Source organism: Pseudoalteromonas sp. MMG012 (assembly GCF_018100875.1).
Classification (GTDB): domain Bacteria; phylum Pseudomonadota; class Gammaproteobacteria; order Enterobacterales; family Alteromonadaceae; genus Pseudoalteromonas; species Pseudoalteromonas aurantia.
In genome coordinates this window covers 1-1970 of record NZ_JAGJEF010000170.1, presented here as the reverse complement: position 1 = coordinate 1970, position 1970 = coordinate 1, and the positions used below count along the sequence as shown (strand labels likewise).

The 1970-nt window shown below is 35.6% G+C and carries 4 protein-coding genes; 1 reads left to right on the top strand and 3 read right to left on the bottom strand.

The genetic code is table 11. The annotated features are described in order from the left end of the window. Positions 1 to 18: 18 nt before the first annotated feature. Positions 19 to 285, bottom strand: a complete 267-nt coding sequence (locus tag J8L97_RS22810) for a DNA-binding protein (RefSeq protein WP_210995087.1) — start codon at positions 283 to 285, stop codon at positions 19 to 21. 117 nt (positions 286 to 402) lie between these two features. On the opposite strand from J8L97_RS22810, the gene J8L97_RS22805 reads away from it, so the two are divergent. Further along, positions 403 to 810 carry a helix-turn-helix domain-containing protein gene (locus J8L97_RS22805; protein ID WP_210995088.1) on the top strand — a complete coding sequence of 136 codons (408 nt, stop codon included), beginning with the start codon at positions 403 to 405 and terminating at the stop codon, positions 808 to 810. Here the strand turns inward: J8L97_RS22805 and J8L97_RS22800 are convergent, their stop codons facing one another. Both J8L97_RS22800 and J8L97_RS22795 read right to left on the bottom strand, forming a co-directional pair. Then, complete coding sequence (locus J8L97_RS22800; protein WP_210995089.1) at positions 811 to 1119, bottom strand: hypothetical protein; 309 nt, start codon at positions 1117 to 1119, stop codon at positions 811 to 813. 522 nt (positions 1120 to 1641) lie between these two features. After that, positions 1642 to 1800, bottom strand: coding sequence for a hypothetical protein (locus J8L97_RS22795; protein WP_210995090.1), 159 nt, complete (start codon positions 1798 to 1800; stop codon positions 1642 to 1644). Positions 1801 to 1970 lie beyond the last annotated feature (170 nt).

The window sequence follows — 1970 nt, the reverse complement described above, 5'->3', positions numbered from 1 at the left end:
GGTTCATGGTCGTAACTCCTAAGATGCTAGTAATTGACGAATTTCAGAAACAGCGGCACTTTTCTCTTTGAGTGTGGGCCGCTTAATGATCCCTTCATGGTTCGGGAATACTTCTGCTAAGGGTTTATTTATGACCCTTGAAATACAATCGGCAATTTTTAACGATTTGGAATGACCATTTATTGTGTGAGAAACCGCAGCTAATTTAACGTCCAGAGCCTCAGCTATCATAGATAGTGTGTAGCCCTCGGCTGCAATTGCTTGTTTAATTTCCTTTGCTTTCATAGTAAAGTACCCTTTGGTTAACCTTTTGTATGGTTTTGGCGAACGTTGCAAAAGGTTTGTTTAAGTTGAGTTTAGTATAGGGTTCAAATGTGAACCCTGTCAATAAGTTTCCCACATATGAACCATTATTTAGTTAAAGAAAGAGAACGCTTAGAGCTTCAGCAAAAGCAAGTCTATGATTCTATTGGTGTTGGAAAGTCAACATATTATAGATGGGAGAGTGGAAACCCGATACCGTCAGATAAGCTGGCTGATTTAGCGCGTCTGGGGTTTGATGTTAATTATGTAGTTACAGGACAAAGGCTTAGTAAAAGTGAAGATAGCGTAACATGCTTTACACAAGACAATTTAAAAAAGGCAATTAGCTCGTTTATTTACAACACGGCCGAATTAGGTCTATTAACGAAAGCACCTAATACAAATGTGTCATCTCTAGTCGATATGGCTGTCTATAGCTTATATAAAGAAATTGGGCAGGATTATTTACCTGTCAAAGTTGCTGAAACCGATTTAAAAGCGAAGTAATTAATTATCATCCAAAGGTAGTTTAATTAAATTTGCGGAGCTACCTTGTAGGCTGCTTTCACATAATGCATTGAACTCTTCAGCTTCTTTCTTCCAATCTACTAGTGCGATATATTTCAAGAATTGATCATTAATGTCATCAATTCTGTTTCTTTTTCTTAGTAACATATACGCTTTAGCCCCTAATCCCTCAGCTTCAAATGCATCAGCAAGAGCATAATCTTTCGGCCCTCCCCGTAATCTAAACGCGGAATGTAGAAGTGCCCCGATTAATACAAGCAATAACGCGAAATATAAAGCACTAAACATTTTGATTCCTTTGACTTAATTTATTTTTCCATATGAAAATTAGTAAAGGCATTGTTATTATCACTGTAATTGCGATATTGCCCGTATTTATACCGACTGTATAAAGTTGTGTTAAATGATGAGTGCCAAAAAGATCTAACTCGAAATGTCTTATTGTTTGTAATAACGCTAATAATGAGTACGCAACCATTATGCTTAATGAAGTAAATCCGATACTTATTTTATGTCTCCAATGGACAAAAAAGATCACGAAAATGCAAAGAACATCTAATGTTGCCCAAGTCGCATACCAATAAATAAGGTTGTCATCTGAGCTTGATACAAATTCATTTAGAAAAGGCTCAATCCTAAGATTGATAAATTGTGATAGAACCCAGACTACAGCTGCAATATAGTACGAACGAGAACCTATTTTTATACCATACATCACCATTGGTGCGATGACAGAAACCAACCATATCCATGTATTTATCTCGTGCAACTTATTTTCGTAGTCTGGAAACATCTTTACAACTCAACTCATTAAGGCATTTTTCTTTGAAAAAAATAAGATGGGTAAGTTGGTGCAACAGCCCTAGGTTTATTACCAGGATCATTACCACTGCCATTCCCACCCGATACTAAACTCAATAGCTGATCTGGCAAGGTTGTCGTCAAATTATTCTTTATGTTTTTTTTCATACTTAAAAGTCCTCTAAATTTGGAGCTTGAAGCTTACCACTTTAAATGTACTTATCTTTTAAACTAGATTAAAAAAAACATCTAATGAGTTAGATTCCTTGCTAAACCCACATTATTAATTAACAACAATATAACACTTGGGTTAATGTTTTGTATAGTATGGTTAATGC